The sequence below is a fragment of the Amycolatopsis sp. FU40 genome, from assembly GCF_021903635.1.
Lineage (GTDB): Bacteria > Actinomycetota > Actinomycetes > Mycobacteriales > Pseudonocardiaceae > Amycolatopsis > Amycolatopsis dendrobii.
In genome coordinates, this window is record NZ_CP091381.1 from 124,791 (window position 1) to 142,129 (window position 17,339).

The following is a 17,339-nucleotide window of genomic DNA, read 5'->3' on the forward strand; positions in this document are numbered from 1 at the left end:
CAGTGGTGTATGCCTGGAACGCAGCCGGATTCCGCGGGCCGCTCCGCCCGGGACGCTGTTCGCCGTGCCGTAGCGCTGCTCGACGTGCTGTTGACGGCGGACCCTTCGCCGGATTCGGTAGCCGCAGTACTGGTCGCGCACGGAGAACCACAACCCCAGCTCTCCGCGCGCGAGGTAGCCGAGCTGCGCGCCGCTGCGCTGGAGCTAAGAGAGGTCTTCGCCGCGCCAGACGCCGCGTCGGCCGCCGAGGTGCTGAACGCGCTGTTCACCGCCTACGCGGGACCTCCGCGCCTGACCGCACACGACGACACCTTCGGCTGGCACCTCCACGTCGACGCATCCGACGACGGCCCATGGGGCGCCTGGCTGATCACGTCCTCCGCGCTGGCGTTGGCCACCCTGCTCGCCGACCGCCAAAGCGTCCCCGGCGGTCTGTGCGCGTCGCCGTCGTGCGGGAAACCCTTCGCCCACCTAGGCGGCGGCAGCCCACGCCGGTACTGCTCTTCCCGTTGCGCCACAAGGGAACGAGTCGCCGCCCACCGGGCCCGGCTAACCTGACCGGCATGGAGATTCTTTCCCTGGCGGACTTCACGAGCTTCGTCCGAGCCAACCCGCTAGGCGTCGTCGCCACCACTGCTTCGAACGGCCACCCCGAAGCTGCCCTGGTCAGCTTCGCCATCGCCCCAGACGGATCGCTGCTGTTCAACGCTCACCGCACCGCTCGAAAGGTGGCCAACCTCCGAGCACATCCGCGCGCCGCTGCGGTAATCGGCTGCACCGGCACGGTTTCGCTCCAGGTCGAAGGCGAAGCAGCCATCGAATCCGGCACTGCCCGCCGCGATGCAGGCCAGGTGTACCTGGAGCAGTTCCCGGGCTCCCGAGCCCTCGACGAGGACTTCGCGCTCATTCGCCTGACCCCGGATTGGCTGCGCTCCTACGACGCCAGCGTCGAACCGGCCCGAGTCAGCGAGGGCGTCCCGGTCTGGCACTGAGCCCACGCTGCGCCAGCGCGGACACCGCGACCGCGACCCGTCGCCCCTTGCCCACTGCCGCGCGGCGGTTGAGCACGGCGTAGTCCATCGCTTCGATCTCGTCCAAAATGCCTTCGTACAACGTGATCGCCGTCCGCACGCACGGCCGGGATTCCGGCCGCAGCAACGAAATCCCCTCCTCAGCCCGCCGATACACCGCACGCGTCCGCGAAACCGCCACCGCCAGCGCCGCCCGCACCCGAGGATCCGAACGGTCCTGCCGACGCGCGTCGAGCAACCTCTCGCGGTCCACTCCGAACGCCGCCAGCTCCTCGGCAGGCAGATACAACCGCCCGCGGTCGAGATCCTCGCCGACATCCCGCAGGAAATTGGTCAGCTGAAACGCTTCCCCCAACGCCGCCGCACTCGGCGCAGCTTCCTCCAGCGGCCCGACGGTCCCGAACACCGGCAGCATCTGCAGCCCGATCACGCAGGCCGAACCGTAGATGTACTCACCGAGGTCGGCGTAAGTCGCGTACTCCGCGACCGTCAGGTCCATCCGCATGGAATGCAGGAACGCGTCGACGAGATCGCGGCGGATGTCATAGCGGCGCACCGTATCCGCAAGGGCGGCCAGCACCGGATCGACCGGTGCCCGCCCGTCGTAAACCTCGTCGACCAGCCCGGCGACCTTGTCCAGCGCGACCGCCGGATCGGTGCCGGGCTCGGGGTTGTCGACCAGTTCGTCGGCCATCCGCGCGAAGCCGTACAACGCGTGCGCGGCCGGCCGCGCACGCGCCGGAAGCAGCCGCGTGGCAAGGAAAAACGTGCGGCCGTGGTGCGCGTTGATGCGCCGGCACTCCGTGTAGGCGGCACGCAGCGCGGGCTCGGCGATGCCGGCCGCGTCGAGCTCGCTCACCGGCCGGTGATCCGTTCCGCGGCGAGCCGTCCGGAGATCAGCACCGGCGGGATGCCGACACCCGGCGTCGTCCCGCATCCGGCGAGCACCACGTTTTCCGCCGCCCGCACCAGGTTCGCCGGTCGGAACGGACCAGTTTGCGGGAAGGTGTGCGCGAGCGAGAACGGGGTCCCGGCGGCCAACCCGCGCGCGGCCCAGTCGGCCGGAGTCAGCTGTTCGTCCACAATGTACTCGTCACGGAACCCGGTGAGCCCGCGCGATTCGAGCGTCCGCAACAGTTCTTCGCGATAAGCCGGGCCGACGCGCGCCCAGTCGATCGGGCCGGTGTTCAGGTTCGGGGCCGGAGCGAGCACGGAAATGATCTCGCCGCCGTCGCCCGCGAGTGTCGGCTCGGTCGCGGTCGGGCGCGTGACCAGCAGCGACGGATCACTCATCAGCTTGCCCTCGCGGACGATCTCGGCGAAGGTGCGCTCCCACGCCTGGCCGAAGAAAATCGTGTGGTGGTCCAGTTCCGGCCATGAACGGTCCGCGTGCCCGTGCAGCACGAACGCCGATGGCGAGTACTTCAACGGCAGCACACGCCGCGGACGCGCGCCGATCAGCCGGTACGCCGCTGAAAGTTCTGTCGCGAGCACCACGGCGTCACACTCAATACGCTCGCCCGAGCGCGTGCGTACAGCGCGTACGCGGGACGACACTCGCTCAAGCCACGCGGCTTCCGTGCCGAACCGCAGTTCGGCACCAGCGCGTGTCGCAGCGTCGGACATCGCGCGGGCGATCGCGCCCATGCCGCCGCGCGGGTAGTAGACGCCGCCGACAGTGTCCATGTACGCGATGACGCCGTACGCGCCGAGCGCGCGCGTCGGATCGAGACCCGCGTACAGCGCTTGGAAGGAGAAGAGCCGCCGTACGCGCTCGTCGCGCAAGAAGCTGGAGACGCGCGGCCCCAGCCGACCGAAGCCGCCCAGCGCCGCGAGCTTCCCGAGTTCCGGCCGGACAAGATCCAGGGGCGAATCGAAGTTCGCCCCGATGAAGTGGTCCTTCTGTGCCGCGTACAGGTCGGTGAGCCACCGTCGCAGCCGCCGGTAGCCGTCCGCCTCGGCCGGACCGGCGAACGACCGGATCTCGGCTTCCATCGCCTCGCCGTCGGTGTGCACGGCGAGCGTGCTGCCATCGGCGAAACGAGCCCGGTACGCCGGATCGAGCCTGGTCAGCGGCACTGTGTCGGCCAGCGACTCGCCGACCGCGTGCAGTGCTTCGTCCACCAGTTCCGGCATGGTGAGCACGCTGGCCCCGGTGTCGACCGCGTTCGCGCCGAAGTCCTGCTGGCCGGCTCGTCCGCCGGGCATCTTCTGCTGCTCCAGCAGCGTCACCCGCCGTCCCGCGCCGAGCAGGTGCAGCGTCGCCGAGAGCCCGGCCAGCCCGGCGCCGACGACCACGACGTGGTCGGCGGGCCCGTTCACCGTCCGCATCAGAACTTCCGCTGGGTAGCCAGACGGATCAGCTCGGCGAGCGCGGACGGAGCGGGCTCGGCGAGGTGCGCGCGGTCGAGCGCGGCGTTCGCGGAGGCGGTCAGCTCGTCGATCCGGCGCTCCACCGCGGCGACCGCGCCGACCGAGGTCAGCGCCTCGCGCACCTGGTCCACGGTGCCGTTGGTCAGGTCGGCGGCCCCGATCGCGTCGGCGATCGCCTTGGCCGCGGTGTGGTCGCCCTTCTCCGCGGCGAGCTGCAGGCCGAGCGCCACGAGCAGGGTGCGTTTGCCCTCGCGCAGGTCGTCCCCGGCGGGCTTGCCGGTCACCGACGGGTCGCCGAACACGCCGAGCAGGTCGTCGCGCAGCTGGAACGCCACGCCGACGTCGCCGCCGAACTCCAGCAGGGTGGCGATCAGCCGGTCGTCCGCCCCGGCGAGCGAGGCGCCGAGGTGCAGCGGCCGCTGGACGGTGTACGCGGCGGTCTTGAGCCGGTCGATCCGCAGCGCGGCCTCGGGCGAAGCGTCGCCGACGGCCTGCGTGCGGACGTCGAGGTACTGCCCGGCGAGCACCTCGGTGCGCATCGCGCGCCAGGCGGGCCGAGCCGCCGCGATCGTCTCCGCGGGCAGCGGGGCGTCGGCGAACATGTCGTCGGCCCAGGCCAGCGCCAGATCGCCCACCAGCACCGCGCTGGCCAGCCCGAACACCGACGGCGAACCGAGCCAGCCCCGGTCGGCGTGCAGTTTCTCGGCGGCCACGTGCACGGTCGGCCTGCCGCGGCGCGAGTCCGAGGAGTCGATGAGGTCGTCGTGGATCAGCGCGCACGCCTGGATCAGCTCCAGGCTCGCCACCGCCTGCAGCGCGCCCTCGGCGAGCGGACCGGACGCCGCGCCGCCCGCGCCGCGCCAGCCCCACCAGGCGAAGGTCGGCCGGATCCGCTTGCCGCCGCCCAGCACGAAACCGGACAGCGCCTCGATCCCGGCCGCGACGCTCGGCTCGGTGCGCAGGATCTCGCTCCCCGCCCGGCCGAGGAAATCGGCCAGCGCACGCTCCACGTGCGCGGGGAGGTCGGCGTCGAATCCGGGCGCGTCCATGCCCTCATCCTCCGGGACGAGGGCGGCCGGGGTCACGCCGGGCGCCCCCGGATGTGGCGCACCAGACGCGCTCAGCCGCTCCGGAACGCGTCAGGACGCCCGCTCGCCGCGAAGTACTCCGCTGCCTCGGCCGGTCCGCGCGGCCGGTAGCCGGGTTCGAGACAGCCTTCGTACCAGTCCTTCGCGAGGTGCCACAGCGCGTCGAGCCCGAGCAGCTCGCCCGGACTGTCCACACAGGACTCGGCACAGTACAGCCGCTGCTTGCCCCGGTCGCCCGCGAGCTGCTCGGGCGAGGCCGGGAAGTAGGCGACCTGCGTGCCGCTCGGCGGCCGGTCCCGCCGCACGACCAGCGCGGACGGCTCCCCGCAGCCGGGACAGCGCGTCGCCACCAGCACCTCGGGCTCGCCCGAGACGAGGTGCGGGATCGCGAACGAATCCCAAGCGCAGCCGCCCCACCACATGGTGTGCTCGCCCATCACCGCGAACCCGAGCGGGACCGCCGCGAACGGCGCGGCCAGCGCCACGTGCTCGCATTCGTCCAGCCACAGCCATCTCGGGTCGGCCATCCGGTGCAACGCCTGTTTCGCCACCGCGAGCGACCCGTGCGCGGCGTCCGCCAGCTCGGGCGCGGTGGGCGGGCGGCCGCGGGAGGAGAACGCGCGGTAGACGGCCACGCGCACGTCTTCGTCCCAGGCCAGATCGTCTTCACTGCTCATGGGCTCGCCTCCCCGGGAGGGTTCGCCCACTGACGGTACGCGCGTGGCCAAGCCCACCCGTCAGCTCTGCCGCGCGTCGCGGCGAGCCACTACCATTTCACTCCATGACGTCGGTGATCGAAAGGCTGCGGGGGGACGGGCCCGCGTTCTCCGTCGAGTTCTTCCCGCCCCGCGACGAGGCCGACGAGGCCGTCCTGTGGAAGGCCATCCGCGAGCTGGAACCGCTGGACCCGGCGTACATGTCGATCACCTACGGCGCGGGCGGTTCGAGCCGCGACGGCACCATCCGCAGCATCGCCCGCGTCGCCACCGAAACCACGCTCTGCCCGATGGCCCACCTGACGGCGGTCGACCATTCGGTGGCCGAACTGCGGAACGTGATCGGCTGGTACGCGGCGGTCGGCGTGCGCAACATCCTCGCGCTGCGCGGCGACCCGCCCGGCGACGTCTACGGCGACTGGGTTCCGCATCCCGAGGGCCTCACCTACGCCGAGGAACTGGTCGGACTGGTCCGCTCGCTCGGCGACTTCTGCGTCGGCGTCTCGGCCTTCCCGTACGGCCACCCGCGTTCGGCGGACCTGGAATCGGACACGAAGCACCTGGTCCGCAAATTCCGCGCGGGAGCCGATTTCGCGATCGCGCAGCTGTTTTTCGAGGCGGAGGACTTCCTGCGGCTGCGCGACCGGGTCGCCGCCGCGGGCTGCGACGCGCTCGTGCTGCCCGGCATCATGCCGCTGACCACTCTGCGCACGCTGCACACCACGATCAAGCTCTCCGGCGCTCCCGCGTCGCAGCGGCTGCTGGACCGGCTCGAACCGTTCTCCGACGACCCCAAGGCGTTCCGCGCGGCGGGGATCGACTGGGTCACCGAACTGTGCGAGAAACTGATCGCCGAAGGCGTGCCCGACCTGCACTTCTACACCTTCAACCGGTCCAAGGCGACGCGCGAGGTGGTCACCCGGCTCGGGCTGGTGCCCGCCCGCACTTACTAATCCGACCAAAAGCAGGCCGACCCCCACCCCGCACGTAACCGTTGCTGCGAAGCCATTAGGCCGTGGCTGTGGTCGGATTAGCAACGATCGGCACAGTACTCTGTGGGCCGCGGCCAGGTCCGGCCGGTAGCGTGCCGGACATGGCTTCCACCGAACAGAGCGTTCCGGAGATCTGCGACCGGTACGTCGACGATTACGTGGCCGTGGACCCGGTCGCGGCCACCATGCTCGGCGTCGCGGGCTACGACGACCAGCTGACCGACTATTCGCCCACGGGCCACGACGCCCGCGCGGACCTGGCGCGGCGCGCGCTGGCCGCGGTGACCGCCGCGGAACCGGCGGACGCGGGGGAGCGGGTCGCGAAGGCCGTGTTCACCGAGCGGATCGGTCTCGAGCTGGAGATCCACGACGCGGGTCTCGACGCGGCCTCGCTCAACGTGATCGAGAGCCCGGTGCAGGGCCTGCGGATGGTCTTCGACCTCATGCCGACCGACACCCCGGACGACTGGGCGAACGTCGCGGCCCGGCTGCCGAAGGTGCCCGAGGCGCTGGCCGGGGTCCGCGCGTCGCTGCTGGCCTCGGCCGACAAGGGGCGGGTTTCCGCCCTGCGGCAGGTCTCGAAGGTCGCCGAGCAGTGCGAAACGTGGGCCGGACTCAAGGACGGACCGGGCTTCTTCGCCGGCATGGTCGCCGACGCGGGCGTGGACTCCCTGAAGTCCGACCTGGCCTCGGGCGCGCGAGCCGCGGACGAGGCGTTCGCGGAATTCGCCGGATTCCTGCGCGCCGAACTGGCCCCGAAGGCCCCGGTGAAGGACGCCGTCGGCGAGGACACCTACCGGCTGTGGTCGCGCTACTTCATCGGCGCGGAGCTGGACCTGCGCGAGGCGTACGAGTGGGGCTGGCACGAATTCTCCCGCCTCGAAACGGAAATGCGCGCGGTCGCGAACCGCATCAAGCCCGGTTCGACGCCGGCGGAAGCCGCGGCGGTGCTCGACGCCGACCCGCGCTACCGCATCCAGGGCCGCCCGCAGTTCGAGGCGTGGATGCAGCAGCTGTCCGACGACGCGCTGAAGTCGTTGCGCGGCAAGCACTTCGACATCCCGGACCGGCTGATGGCGCTGGAGTGCAAGATCGCCCCGCCCGGCGGCGGCGTCGGCGCGTACTACACCGGGCCGAGCGAGGACTTCAGCCGTCCCGGCCGGATGTGGTGGTCGCTTCCCGCGGACCGCAACGATTTCACGACCTGGCGCGAGGTTTCGACGGTCTACCACGAGGGCGTCCCGGGCCACCACTTGCAGATCGCGACCGCGGTCAACCAGGCCGAGACCCTCACGAAGTACCAGCGGCTGATGACGTTCATCTCGGCGCACGGCGAAGGCTGGGCGCTGTACGCGGAACGCCTCATGGAGGAGCTGGGCTACCTGTCGGACGACGGCAACCTGCTCGGCATGCTGTCCGAGCAGCTCTTCCGCGCCGCCCGCGTCGTGGTCGACCTCGGCATGCACCTGGAACTGGAAATCCCGGCGGGCACCGGATTCCACGAGGGCGAGCGCTGGACGCCGGATCTGGGCCTGGAGTTCATGCTGACCCGCACGATCACCGACCACGCCCACATCCACGACGAGATCGACCGCTACCTCGGCTGGCCGGGCCAGGCCCCCGCGTACAAGCTGGGCGAACGCCTCTGGCTGGCCGCGCGCGACGAGGCCCGTGCGCGGCAGGGGTCGGCGTTCGACATCAAGCAGTTCCACACGAAGGCCCTGCAGATGGGCGGCATGGGGCTGGACACCCTGCGCGAGCAGCTGGCGCAACTGGACTGAGACTGCTTTCCCGGGCCGGTGTTCCGCACCGGCCCGGGGGTCTTCCGCGCATGTTTACCGCTCAGCTCATCGAAACCACCCGGTTGGACCTGCTGCCGCTGTCCGTCTCGCACGCCGAGGAGATGGCGTCGGTGCTGTCGGATCCGGCCCTGCACACGTACATCGGCGGTGCTCCCGACTCGGCGGCGGCTCTCCGCGCGCGTTATCAGCGGATGACCGCGGGCTCGCCCGATCCGGCGGTGTCCTGGCTGAACTGGGTGATCCGGCTGCGCGATTCCGGCCTTGTGGGCACTGTTCAGGCGACGGTCAGCCGCGCTGTCGCCGAAATCGCCTGGGTGGTGGGAACTCCGTGGCAGGGCCGGGGCATCGCCACCGAAGCCGCGCGCGGACTTGTCGCGTGGCTCGACCAGCGACCGGTGGACGAGATCATCGCCCACATCCACCCGGAAAACCGGGCCTCCGCCGCCGTCGCCGCCGCGATCGGGCTCTCCGCTACCGGCGAATGGCAGGACGGCGAGATCCGCTGGGCCGCAAACCCGTTGATCGTCTCCCCGGCCTCTGGTTAAGCTCCCGCCCGTGCAGTGGCTTCTCGTCGTCATCCCACCACCAGCCTCCTGAGCGGGGCAGTTTTCGCCGCGTGCGCCCGAACCGGGCCCGCGGCCACCGGATGACGTCCTGAACCGGCCGGCACACGCTGTCCCGCGTCGTCGATTTCCGATTCCTTCGACGCAGGAGCCCACTTCCGAATGTCTGTTGCCGTACCTTCGCGCGCCCGCTCGTCGGCCGCCCTAGTCCTCGCCGGCGTGCTCTGGGGAACCGGCGGCCTGTCCGGCTCGCTTCTCGCCCAGCAAGCCGGCCTGCACCCGCTCGCCGTCGCCACCTACCGCCTGCTGATCGGCGGCGCCGCGAGCGCGGCGTACGTCGCTCTCACCGGCGGACTTCGCCTTCCCGCCAAGGAAACCTGGCGCCGTCTCCTTCTCGTCGGCGCCCTCTTCGCGCTTTTCCAAGCCAGCTACTTCGCTGCCGTCGCGCTCAGTTCGGTCAGCGTCGCGACCATGACCACGATCGGCGCCGCACCCGTTGTGCTCACGATGGTCTCCGCGGTGCAGCGCCGCCGCGCGCCCCAGCTGTGGACGCTGGTGTCCGTCGGCGGCTCCGTCGCGGGGCTCGTGCTGTTGCGCTGGTCGCCGGAGACCGCGACGTCACCCGCTCGGCTTGTCGGCGGCCTAGGCTTCGCGCTGCTCGCGGCGACCGGTTTCGCCGTGCTCACGCTCGTCACAGCGGAGCCCGTCAATGGCCTAGAACCGTTGGCTACCACCGCATTCGGCTGCCTGACCGGCGGTTTGCTGCTGACACCCGCCGCACTCTGGCTCGGCATGAGCCTGCCCGCCAACGCCGACGTACTGCTGTTGGCGGTGTACTTCGGCGTTGTCCCGACAGCCGTCGCGTACGCCGCGTACTTCCGCGGTCTCGGCGGTGCCCACCCGGTGCTGGGCGCACTGTCCGCGCTGCTGGAACCGCTTACCGGGACGGTGCTTTCGGTAGTTTTCCTGCACGAGCGCCTGAGCACGTTCGCGTGGGGCGGCGCGGTGCTGCTCGTCGCGGCACTCGCGGTCGGCTACTGGCGACCTGAGCCCCGGTGAGCATCATTCACGGACTGTCCGCATTCTTGGAGATTTCGCCACGAACGGGTGGCAGATTCCGCTACGGTGCCGCGCATGATCACCGAAAACCGAATATTCCGGGCAGCGGCGCTGGCAGCGGGGGCGACTCTGCTCGCCGCCCTCGCGGGCTGTGGCGGCTCGACCGCGGGTACCGCCGCCGCGGGTTCTCCCGCCTCCGAAGCGAAACCCCCGATCACCGACCCCGCCGTCCAGGCGGCGGCCCTGCGAACAGTGGATCCGTGCGCGCTGCTGGACGCCAAGACTCTCGGCGCCCTCGGCACTCCGGACCAGTCGAGCCTTTCGTCCTCCGAATGGGGCGAGTGCAGCGTCAACGTCAAGGACTCCGGCGGCAAGACCGTCGAACTGGTGCTGCGCGTCGGCGACCAGCTGATCATGTCGAAGGACCCGGCCGAGAAGCTCGAAGGCCTTCCGCTGGTCGTCGACAACGACAAGCCAGGGTCGTGCTGGGTCTCTGTCGTGACGTCGTTCGAGCAGTCTCTGGGGATCACCTTCCAGGCCAAGGCTCCGGGCGGCGACGCGTGCGCGCTCGGCCGCGCGGCGCTGGCCAAGGTCGTGCAGGCCCTGCACAGCACTCCGCCGCAGTACCAGCAGATGCCCGGTTCCGTGCTGACGACCGACCCGTGTGCCGTCGCCGGCAAGCAGGCCGTGGAGACCGCGCTGGGGCAGAAGTCCTTTGTGGAGCCCAAGAGCCTGCACGAATGCGACTTCTGGTCCGGCGACGACACCCACTACCCGCAGGTTTCGGTGCACCTGTACCAAGGCCTGCCCGCCGACGCCGAAGACGGCCAGCCCGCCGACCTCGGCAGCGGCGTCACGGCCATCCAGAAGAAGGACGAAGACAGCAGCGTAGTCAGCTGCGACGCGACCTGGCGCAAGATCGAAACCCCGAAGGACGACGAGGCGCACGGGTACGGCGAGATCGTCTCCGTGCAGTTCAGCGGCGAGCCCGCCAGCGGACTCGACACCGGCACCGCCTGTACGAAGGCGGTCGCCGTGGCCAAGACAGTGGCGCCGTCGCTCGGCCGCGCCTGATCGCCCGCGATTTGCCGGTGCGCGGGCCTTCTGGGGGCCGTGTTATGCGGTAGGCGAGCGCGCCGCGCGCCCGGTCCGAAACCGGGCGCGCGGCGGTCCTACCGCGCTTCGAGCGGCAGCGCCCGCCCCAAAATCGCGAACGGCCGCGGATCGCCGGTGAACTGGTAGTCGCGCAGAACGTCGACGAACCCCATGCGCCGGTACAGCTTCCACGCCCGGCTGGTCCCCTCCGGAGTGGAGAGCAGCACGTTCGCGCTGGGCACGCCGTCGAGCAGCCTGCGCAGCAGGTCCTCGCCGATCTGCTTGCCCTGGTTCTCCGGGCGCACGTGGATCTCGGTGAGCTCGAAGTAGTCCGCCAGCCAGCGCTCGGCTTCCTCGGTCCCGGAACGGCGGGTCAGGCCGTGCCGGACCTGCTCGTGCCACCACTGCCCGGCGCGGCCCTTGTAGCCGTACGCGATGCCGAGCAGGACACCGTTGTCGTCGAGGGCGGCTATGCAGCGCCAACCCTCGCGCAGCGCGTGCGTGAGCCACATCGGCGCGCGCTGCTCGGCCGTGCCCTCGGGGTAGCGCATGGCGTTCACGTAGATCGCCAGCGCTTCCGGCAGCCGGGACCGGAACTCGTCGGCGGAGAGCTGCACGTACCGGGAGCACCCGGAGGAGGACATCGCGGTCACAGTCGACCATCCTCCCCTTCGCCCGCGAGATCGCCCGGGGTGCCCCCGGTGAGCGTGACGAGCGCGTCGAACGTCGTCGGGAAGACCGATTTCGGATGCCCCGCCGCGGCCCACACCTCGGCGTACCCGCGCAACGCCGTGTCCACGAGCGTCACGAGCCGCTCCGGATGCCCGATCGGCGCGACACCCCCGATCGGCTGCCCAGTGTGCTCCCGGACGAACGCCGCGTCCGCCTTGCCGACTTCCGCGACCCCGGCGAGTTCCGCCAGCCGGAACTCCTCGGCCCGATGCGCCCCCGAAGTAAGGGCGAGCAACGCGACCTCCGCCCCGTCATTCCTGCGGGCGCGGAAAACCAGACTGTTCGCGATAGCGCCGACCGGCACGCCGAGCGCCTCCGCGGCCTGCGCGGCGGTGCGCGCTTCAGCGGGCAGCACCCGCACTCCGTCAGCGGCGGCGTGCAGCCCGGCCTCGCCCAGCGCGGCGGTGACCTTGGCGACAGCGGGATGGTCGTGGGTGCTCACTCCGTTATGAGACCACGCCGGTGCAGCCGTGTCCCGCACCACGTGCCCGGATTCCACCAGCGGGGTTGAGCGGATTGCCCGGCGCGGCTACTCTGGAAACAGATCGAACAGACGTTCGATACCCGGTGGGAGCGCACCGGCCGGTCCCGGGGTGGGGGAAGCACCTCGGGCCCCCGGCCGGGCCCACCCGAGCAGGAGGAGGGTCGCCATGTCCGTCTCGGTCGTGTCCCCCGCGGACAGTGCCGCCGAGGCACCCCGACCTGGTGCGGTGGGCGAACAGCTGACGTTCGGCGCACCGGTGGAACGGCCGGGTGCTGCTGGTGCTTCTGCTGCTGGCGGCGCTGCTCAGGCGCCGGGTGCTGGTTCTGCCGCGTCGGTTCCGTCGCCTGCTTCGGCGGCTGGCTCCGCTCAGCCCGGGCTCGATCTTTGGCTCGCGTCGGAGAGCGGTTCTGCCGCCGGCTCCGCCCAGTCCGGTGCTGCGGAATCTGGCCCAAGCCTGTCGCCCGCGCCGGGAAGCGGCTCGGCGGCTGACTCTGCTCAGTCTCCTGCCGTGGAATCCGGCCTCGGTTCCTCGCCCGAGCCGGTGCCCTCCGCTTCGGCAGTCAACCCTGCCGCTCCGGCGACCAACCCCGCGCTGCCCTTCGCGTCGGAGAACACCCCGGCCGCGGCTCCCCAGCCCGAACGCGCCCCAACCCCCAAGCCAACCGTGCACCACGTCCCCGAAGCCCCCGTGCCCAGCGGTCCGCCCCCGAGGCAGGTCGTCCACCGCACCCGGGCAGCGGTCCGGCCCTCTGCCGAACCGTCCGCCCGCCGCTCCGGCGCCAAGGGCCAGCCGCAGCTTCCGCTGTCCCTGCGCCCGCCGGCCCCTCCCGAGGCAGTCGCCCTCCTCGCCCAGGCCAACCGCGGACTCGACCACGCGGAAAACGAACGCGACCCAGCCGAACGCTTCATCGGCGCCTACCTCGCCGCCCTGCGCGGCGCCGGTGCGGTGCTCGCCGTCCGGGGCCGTCCGCGCCGGGGCAGGGGCCGTCCGGCCAGCGGCTGGGTGCTGCTCGACGCCGTCGCCCCCGAACTGCGCGAGTGGTCGGCGTTCTTCGCCGACCACTCCGAAACCCGGGCCGCCGCCGAAGCGGGCATCAGCGGTCGCGTCACCGCCGAACTCGCCACGGGCCTGCTTGAGGCGACCGCCCAGTTCCTCGAACTCGTCCGCCGGGTCGTGCACGGCCTGCCGATGACCGGGGAAGCCCATGTCGCGTGAACTCGGCACGGTCGACCACGGCCGGCTGCTCGAGGCGTTCTCCGTGGAGGCGCACCTGCTGGGGGAGGTGGCGCACTCGGCGTCACCCGATTCGCCGGTGCCCACCGCCCCCGGCTGGACGTTGAACGAGCTGCTCAAACACGTCGGCTCCGTCTACTGGCAGGTACTCGGCTGGATCCGCGAAGGCCGCCGGCCAGAACCGTGGCGCGAGCCCCTGCCCGGCCAGCCAGTGGCGGACTTCTACTCCGCGGCCCGCACCGAACTCGAAGCCGCACTGGCCGACCACGACCCGGCCACCCGAGCCGCCACCTGGTGGTCCGCCGATCCGACCCACGGTTTCTGGCGTCGCCGCATGCTCCACGAAACCCTCGTGCACCGAGTGGACGCCGAAAACGCAGCCGGAACCGGCGACTCGACAGTGCCCGACGACCTGGCCGCCGACGGCGTCGACGAGGCCCTCACCCTCTACTTCGGACACAAACTCACCACCATGGGCGTCTCGGGAACCCGAAACGGCACAGTGGGTTTCCACACCGGCGGCCACAGCTGGATCGCGAGAGCAGGCCCCGGCGAGACAGAGGCCTGGCGCTGCTCTTCCCGAGAAGCCGACGCCGCGGACGCGATCGTCACCGGCTCGCCCGCGAACGTGTACCTCTGGCTCTGGGGAAGAGTCCCGGTGACCATGGTCCACACCGACGGAGACCACGAGCTGTCCGCCCAAGCCTGGGCCCTGCTGCGACTGGCGACCAGATAGCGTTCGAGAACCGAAAGCGGGGAAGCTTCCCGGTTCTGCGCTGTTTCCAGACCACCGTGGCGATCCGGCTGTGCCGGCAAGCGTGATACCCCCGCGCTTGCCGGCACAGTTCTTTCACCCGATCCCGCACCCGCTGCGCCGCCGCGACCCGCCGTTTTCGTCGGCCCTGCCCGCTACCGTGGCGACATGGCACCACGTCTGGCCAACCTGGTCATCGCCGCCGAACAGCCAGCACGCCTGGCCCGCTTCTGGTCCGGCCTCCTAGGCTGGCAGCTCACCACGGAATCCCCGGACGAGGCCACCGTCCAACCCGCACCCGACGACGGCTGCGATCTCACCCTGCTCTTCGCCGCGACCTCCCGCCCGAAGACCGCCAAAAACCGGCTCCACTTGGACCTCTCCAGCACCTCCGGCGAAAACCAGCGCGAAACGGTAGCCCGAGCGGTTTCCCTGGGCGCACGCCCCATCGACATCGGCCAGCACCACGTCCCGTGGATCGTTCTGGCCGACCCCGAAGACAACGAGTTCTGTGTGCTGGAACCCCGCGCGGAATACGCCAATTCCGGTGCCGTAGCGGCGATCGTCATCGACGCACAGGACCCCGCACGCCTAGCCCGCTTCTGGTCCCCGCTCACCGCATGGCCGATCACCGCCGAAGAACCCGCCATCACCACCCTGCGCAACCCCGCCGGCCGCGGCCCCACCCTCGAATTCCTGCGCGTGAACACCCCGAAACACGGCAAAAACCGCCTCTGCCTAGACCTGTCCGGCGACCACCCCGCCGAAGCCGCCCGCATCCAAGCCGCCGGTGCTCACCCAGTCGGTACCCATCAGCCCAACGCCTCTCAGGCCCACTTCACCGACCCTGAAGACAACGAATTCGGTCTCCTGCTCTCAAACTGACCCCACCGCTGTTTCCCGCAGATCACACATTTCCGACCACCCTCTGACACACCCGAAACACCACAGGACACCCCTGGTTACGTGCGTCGGCGACGGTACGTCCATGGACATGCCTTCGACACCCCGCAGCCTCCTCGCGAACGCCACCCCCGACGAACCGGCACACCTGCCTCGCCCCGAGCGAAACCCACGTCACTCCAACGAAAACCTCCCGCCGACCCAAGCCTGGCGGGTACGCGTCCGCTCCGACGACCACCCCGGCACGCTGGCCCGCTTCGCCATCCGACTGGCCGACCTCGAATGCAGCATCCTCGGCCTGACCAGATACCCAGCCCCAGGCGGCGTCCTGGACGAATTCGTACTGCGCCCAGCAGCAGGCTTGCCCCAGCACCTCCTGATAGACGCCCTCCGCGACGAAGGCGGCGACTGCCTGGGGATGACCGAAACCACCATCCCCGCCCCAGTTGCCACCACACTCGCCACCGAAGAATCGATCGCCGACGCCGCCCGAGAACTGCTCACCCCCATCCCGGAAACACCCGCCCCTGCCCGGTCGACGACCGCGGATATCCGAAAAATCCCCGACCCGGCGACACGCACCGAACCCACCTCGCCGCTCGACGCCCCAGCAGTTGCTGACGCGGAGACAACTTCTGGTGCCGATGCCGGACGACGCGACGCATCGGCGTCCCTCGCTGAGCCGTCTTCGGGGCCGCTCGACGTCCCAGCAACTGCTGGTCGGGAGGCAACCCCTGGAGCGAATCCCGGACGACGCAGTGCTCCAGCGCCCTTCACCGGCAAGGAGACGAGCGCCGAGGACACTTCGCGGCCGGTCGACTCTGCGGCAGTCGTTGATACCGGACCTCGCGAGTCTTCGCGGACCACTGCGTCCCTCACCAGCGGGGAGACGTCCGCCGAGGCTTCCGTGCACGAACTCCGTGCCCCTTCAGCAGCGACCGCCTCTGGCTGGGATGCCGCTTACGGACTCGATGCCGAGGCAGGCCGTGCTTCGGCGACTACTTCGCTTCCAGTCGCGGGCGAGTGGTGCATCGGGACTGACATTCGGGAATTGCCCACTCCGGCAACAACTTCCCGCACCGCCGAGGGCGAGACGGCCGCCGAACCTGACGGCGGGAAGGCGCAGGCAACAGCTGATGCCGTCATGCGAGAGGCAGTTGCCGAAACCACCGTTCGCGGACTTCGCGACTCAGCCGCCACAGCACTCGTCGCCGCGCGGCGGGCGATTGTTGATCCGGATTGCCGCGCTCCGATGTTGCGGGTGGTCCTGTCCGCGGATCTCGTGACGCTCGTCCCGGCAAGCGAGGCCAACCCGGGGCGTACCGAAGGCGGGCACCGGGCGGTTTTCCCCTTCGGAGACGGGCAGGCGTTCGTCGCTCGGCGGCGATGGGTGGCGTTCGCCGAACCCGAACTTGCCCAGGCCTCGGCCTTCCTGGAACTGCTGGCAGCGGCGGAGCAGAACTTGGCCGGTCCGGTCGTGCTCGACCGTCCAGACGGGGCGGCGGTCATTTTGCGGGTCGGTACCCCGCGGGACACGGACGCGATCGGCGCGGTGCATCTTCGCTGTTCGGCGAAGACGTTGTTCAACCGCTACCACACGGGGCTGCGCACGGTACCCCGGAAATGGCTGCACCGCTTGCTCATGCCGCCGCGCGGAACCAGCCTGCTCGCGGTGTGCGGCCGGGACGTGATCGGGTTCGGGCAGTTGATTTCCCAGCGAGACGGCACGGCCGAGGTATCGCTTCTCGTCGAGGATGCTTGGCAGCGCCAGGGAATCGGCACGGCGTTGCTCGCTCGGCTGGTCGCCCTCGCCGAGGCCGGCGGGACCACGGAATTGATTGCGGTCCGCCTTCCGGGCAACGACGCCATGGCCCGGACCGCTGTTCGCGCCGGGCTGCGGGTCGAAACCGGCTCGGACGACGGCACGGTGCTCCGGCTCGCCGCCGCCCGGACGCCGCGGGCGGTCAGCGGTTCCAGAACCAGTCTTTGCCCCGCGCCTCGCGCAGCGCCTGCTTCTTCCGGTCGGGAGTGAGCCGGTCGAGGTAGAGCTTGCCGTCGAGGTGGTCGGTTTCGTGCTGGAGGCACTGGGCCAGCACGTCGACGCCCTCGACCTCGATCGGCTCGTTGCGCAGGTCGACGCCGCGCACCACGGCGTGCTTCGCGCGGACCGTCGGGAACCACAGTTCCGGCACGGACAGGCAGCCTTCGCCGATTTCGTGCGTTTCCTCGGAAAGGTGGGCGATCTCCGGGTTGATGACGTACCCGGTCAGCCCGCCGACGTCGTAGCTGAACACCCGCAGCCCGACCCCGATCTGCGGCGCGGCGAGCCCCGCCCGGCCCTCCGGCTGCACGCTGTCGAGGAGGTCTTTCACCAGCGCCTCGATCTTGCTGTCGAACGTGGTCACCGGGTCGCACACGGACTTGAGCACCGGGTCACCGAAGTAGCGCAACTCGCGCATCGCCATGATCGAACGTCCTTTTGTCCACCGAGGGGCCACGAGAAGTCTAGTGAC

General features: G+C 70.6%; 18 protein-coding genes. 11 read left to right on the forward strand and 7 right to left on the reverse strand.

Annotation, left to right across the window (positions count from 1 at the left end):
* The first annotated feature begins 9 nt into the window (after positions 1-9).
* Positions 10-558, forward strand: coding sequence for a CGNR zinc finger domain-containing protein (locus L3Q65_RS01820; protein WP_182890858.1), 549 nt, complete (start codon positions 10-12; stop codon positions 556-558).
* Positions 559-563: 5 nt separating this feature from the next.
* Positions 564-992, forward strand: coding sequence for a pyridoxamine 5'-phosphate oxidase family protein (locus tag L3Q65_RS01825; protein WP_182890857.1), 429 nt, complete (start codon positions 564-566; stop codon positions 990-992).
* On the opposite strand, the gene L3Q65_RS01830 is transcribed toward L3Q65_RS01825, so the two are convergent.
* The 4 genes from L3Q65_RS01830 to merB all read right to left on the reverse strand — a co-directional run bounded on the left by L3Q65_RS01830 (position 964) and on the right by merB (position 5,169).
* Positions 964-1,890, reverse strand: a complete 927-nt coding sequence (locus L3Q65_RS01830; RefSeq protein ID WP_237598653.1) for a phytoene/squalene synthase family protein — start codon at positions 1,888-1,890, stop codon at positions 964-966. The two genes, L3Q65_RS01825 and L3Q65_RS01830, sit on opposite strands and share 29 nt — an antisense overlap.
* Positions 1,887-3,362, reverse strand: coding sequence for a phytoene desaturase family protein (gene crtI / locus L3Q65_RS01835; protein WP_182890855.1), 1,476 nt, complete (start codon positions 3,360-3,362; stop codon positions 1,887-1,889). Before crtI ends, L3Q65_RS01830 begins: the two co-directional genes overlap by 4 nt.
* Entirely contained in the window at positions 3,362-4,453 is a 1,092-nt protein-coding gene (locus L3Q65_RS01840) for a polyprenyl synthetase family protein (protein WP_182890854.1), read from the reverse strand. Before L3Q65_RS01840 ends, crtI begins: the two co-directional genes overlap by 1 nt.
* 71 nt (positions 4,454-4,524) lie before the next feature.
* The gene (gene merB / locus L3Q65_RS01845; RefSeq protein ID WP_237598654.1) at positions 4,525-5,169 is read right to left on the reverse strand and encodes an organomercurial lyase; all 645 of its coding nucleotides are present in this window, start codon (positions 5,167-5,169) and stop codon (positions 4,525-4,527) included.
* Between the two features lie 104 nt (positions 5,170-5,273).
* Between merB and L3Q65_RS01850 the strand changes: the two genes are divergently transcribed.
* The 5 genes from L3Q65_RS01850 (at position 5,274) to L3Q65_RS01870 (ending at position 10,698) form a co-directional block, all read left to right on the forward strand.
* A complete protein-coding gene (locus tag L3Q65_RS01850) occupies positions 5,274-6,161 on the forward strand; it encodes a methylenetetrahydrofolate reductase (RefSeq protein WP_182890852.1) in 888 nt (295 codons plus the stop codon).
* A 140-nt stretch (positions 6,162-6,301) separates the two neighbouring features.
* Positions 6,302-7,981 (forward strand): DUF885 domain-containing protein, encoded by a 1,680-nt coding sequence (locus tag L3Q65_RS01855; RefSeq protein ID WP_237598655.1) that lies wholly within the window; start codon positions 6,302-6,304, stop codon positions 7,979-7,981.
* A 50-nt stretch (positions 7,982-8,031) separates the two neighbouring features.
* Positions 8,032-8,547, forward strand: coding sequence for a GNAT family N-acetyltransferase (locus L3Q65_RS01860; RefSeq protein WP_182890850.1), 516 nt, complete (start codon positions 8,032-8,034; stop codon positions 8,545-8,547).
* A gap of 180 nt (positions 8,548-8,727) precedes the next feature.
* Positions 8,728-9,624, forward strand: coding sequence for a DMT family transporter (locus L3Q65_RS01865; RefSeq protein WP_182890849.1), 897 nt, complete (start codon positions 8,728-8,730; stop codon positions 9,622-9,624).
* 75 nt (positions 9,625-9,699) lie between these two features.
* Positions 9,700-10,698, forward strand: coding sequence for a DUF3558 family protein (locus tag L3Q65_RS01870; protein ID WP_182890848.1), 999 nt, complete (start codon positions 9,700-9,702; stop codon positions 10,696-10,698).
* A gap of 98 nt (positions 10,699-10,796) precedes the next feature.
* Here the strand turns inward: L3Q65_RS01870 and L3Q65_RS01875 are convergent, their stop codons facing one another.
* Positions 10,797-11,372 (reverse strand): GNAT family N-acetyltransferase, encoded by a 576-nt coding sequence (locus L3Q65_RS01875; protein WP_182890847.1) that lies wholly within the window; start codon positions 11,370-11,372, stop codon positions 10,797-10,799.
* Entirely contained in the window at positions 11,369-11,893 is a 525-nt protein-coding gene (locus tag L3Q65_RS01880; RefSeq protein WP_182890846.1) for a YbaK/EbsC family protein, read from the reverse strand. Before L3Q65_RS01880 ends, L3Q65_RS01875 begins: the two co-directional genes overlap by 4 nt.
* A 550-nt stretch (positions 11,894-12,443) precedes the next feature.
* Between L3Q65_RS01880 and L3Q65_RS01885 the strand changes: the two genes are divergently transcribed.
* The 4 genes from L3Q65_RS01885 to L3Q65_RS01905 all read left to right on the forward strand — a co-directional run bounded on the left by L3Q65_RS01885 (position 12,444) and on the right by L3Q65_RS01905 (position 16,858).
* Entirely contained in the window at positions 12,444-13,151 is a 708-nt protein-coding gene (locus tag L3Q65_RS01885; RefSeq protein ID WP_237598656.1) for an SAV_6107 family HEPN domain-containing protein, read from the forward strand.
* Positions 13,141-13,905 (forward strand): maleylpyruvate isomerase N-terminal domain-containing protein, encoded by a 765-nt coding sequence (locus L3Q65_RS01890; RefSeq protein ID WP_182890845.1) that lies wholly within the window; start codon positions 13,141-13,143, stop codon positions 13,903-13,905. Before L3Q65_RS01885 ends, L3Q65_RS01890 begins: the two co-directional genes overlap by 11 nt.
* 186 nt (positions 13,906-14,091) lie before the next feature.
* Positions 14,092-14,808 carry a VOC family protein gene (locus tag L3Q65_RS01895; protein WP_182890844.1) on the forward strand — a complete coding sequence of 239 codons (717 nt, stop codon included), beginning with the start codon at positions 14,092-14,094 and terminating at the stop codon, positions 14,806-14,808.
* Positions 14,809-16,078: 1,270 nt separating this feature from the next.
* Positions 16,079-16,858, forward strand: coding sequence for a GNAT family N-acetyltransferase (locus tag L3Q65_RS01905; RefSeq protein ID WP_237601027.1), 780 nt, complete (start codon positions 16,079-16,081; stop codon positions 16,856-16,858).
* Here the strand turns inward: L3Q65_RS01905 and def are convergent.
* Entirely contained in the window at positions 16,791-17,291 is a 501-nt protein-coding gene (def, locus tag L3Q65_RS01910; RefSeq protein ID WP_037809726.1) for a peptide deformylase, read from the reverse strand. The two genes, L3Q65_RS01905 and def, sit on opposite strands and share 68 nt — an antisense overlap.
* Positions 17,292-17,339: the final 48 nt, after the last annotated feature.

What these genes read in the sequence shown, in the direction of transcription:
- L3Q65_RS01825 (WP_182890857.1), top strand. Translation starts at nt 564, where the DNA reads ATGGAGATTCTTTCCCTGGCGGACTTCACGAGCTTCGTCCGAGCCAAC.
- crtI (WP_182890855.1), bottom strand. Translation starts at nt 3,362, where the DNA reads ATGCGGACGGTGAACGGGCCCGCCGACCACGTCGTGGTCGTCGGCGCC.
- merB (WP_237598654.1), bottom strand. Translation starts at nt 5,169, where the DNA reads ATGAGCAGTGAAGACGATCTGGCCTGGGACGAAGACGTGCGCGTGGCC.
- L3Q65_RS01905 (WP_237601027.1), top strand. Translation starts at nt 16,079, where the DNA reads ATGTTGCGGGTGGTCCTGTCCGCGGATCTCGTGACGCTCGTCCCGGCA.
- L3Q65_RS01840 (WP_182890854.1), bottom strand. Translation starts at nt 4,453, where the DNA reads ATGGACGCGCCCGGATTCGACGCCGACCTCCCCGCGCACGTGGAGCGT.
- L3Q65_RS01820 (WP_182890858.1), top strand. Translation starts at nt 10, where the DNA reads ATGCCTGGAACGCAGCCGGATTCCGCGGGCCGCTCCGCCCGGGACGCT.
- L3Q65_RS01865 (WP_182890849.1), top strand. Translation starts at nt 8,728, where the DNA reads ATGTCTGTTGCCGTACCTTCGCGCGCCCGCTCGTCGGCCGCCCTAGTC.
- L3Q65_RS01870 (WP_182890848.1), top strand. Translation starts at nt 9,700, where the DNA reads ATGATCACCGAAAACCGAATATTCCGGGCAGCGGCGCTGGCAGCGGGG.
- L3Q65_RS01860 (WP_182890850.1), top strand. Translation starts at nt 8,032, where the DNA reads ATGTTTACCGCTCAGCTCATCGAAACCACCCGGTTGGACCTGCTGCCG.
- L3Q65_RS01850 (WP_182890852.1), top strand. Translation starts at nt 5,274, where the DNA reads ATGACGTCGGTGATCGAAAGGCTGCGGGGGGACGGGCCCGCGTTCTCC.
- L3Q65_RS01855 (WP_237598655.1), top strand. Translation starts at nt 6,302, where the DNA reads ATGGCTTCCACCGAACAGAGCGTTCCGGAGATCTGCGACCGGTACGTC.
- def (WP_037809726.1), bottom strand. Translation starts at nt 17,291, where the DNA reads ATGGCGATGCGCGAGTTGCGCTACTTCGGTGACCCGGTGCTCAAGTCC.
- L3Q65_RS01890 (WP_182890845.1), top strand. Translation starts at nt 13,141, where the DNA reads ATGTCGCGTGAACTCGGCACGGTCGACCACGGCCGGCTGCTCGAGGCG.
- L3Q65_RS01895 (WP_182890844.1), top strand. Translation starts at nt 14,092, where the DNA reads ATGGCACCACGTCTGGCCAACCTGGTCATCGCCGCCGAACAGCCAGCA.